A 722-nucleotide genomic window follows, 5' to 3' on the forward strand; every position below is an offset into this window, starting at 1 on the left:
GTACGAATGTTGAAGTAGATGAAGAGATTTAGTCACTTGATGATAGAGGCGATGCATAAATGTCAAAGAGACTAGTGTTGATATAAATATTCACTCAGGTTTAAAACAGTGGGTTGGGAAAATAAGGTTTTCCTTCCTATACTAATTAGTTCCGGCTTGCTCCATTAGTATGCTTTGAGTTTATCAAGCTTCGCTATTGCCGTTGTTCAAGTAATTTATAAAGCCTCAAATTAAGCAGGTAAGGTGTAGAATATGAATGGAAAATCCTTATCTTTCTTAGGTTTAACTGTTATAGCCATGCTGTCCTTTAATGCGCAAGCAAAAGTTTCTTCGGAGGCCGCAGCTGAATTAGGCGTATCTTTGACTCCTTTTGGCTCAGTTAAAGAAAGTAATCAATACAAAACAATTCCTGCTTGGGATGGTGGTATTACCGAGGTGCCAGATGGGTTTAAGGGCAACGGTTTTCCTCATGTCGACCCCTTCGCCGACGATGAAATTAAGTTCTCGATCGACCAGAGCAATTACAAAGACTACAAGAAAAAGCTGACTCCAGGTCAGTATAAAATGTTTGAGACTTACCCAGAGACTTTTAAAATAAACGTTTATCCTACTCATCGCTCACACTCCTTGCCAGAGTGGGTCAGCAAGAATACGCGTAAGAATGCCCTTACCTCAGAGCTTCTCGATAATGGCCAGGGCTTCGAAAATGCTTTTGGTGGCGT

The 722-nt window shown here is 40.7% G+C and carries 1 protein-coding gene; it reads left to right on the forward strand.

Features of this window, described 5'->3' with window-relative positions:
* Window positions 1-252: 252 nt before the first annotated feature.
* The coding region (locus A3766_RS28470) for a DUF1329 domain-containing protein (protein ID WP_156509224.1) at window positions 253-722 on the forward strand (470 nt) is incomplete at its 3' end.

The organism is Oleiphilus sp. HI0132 (assembly GCF_001635845.1).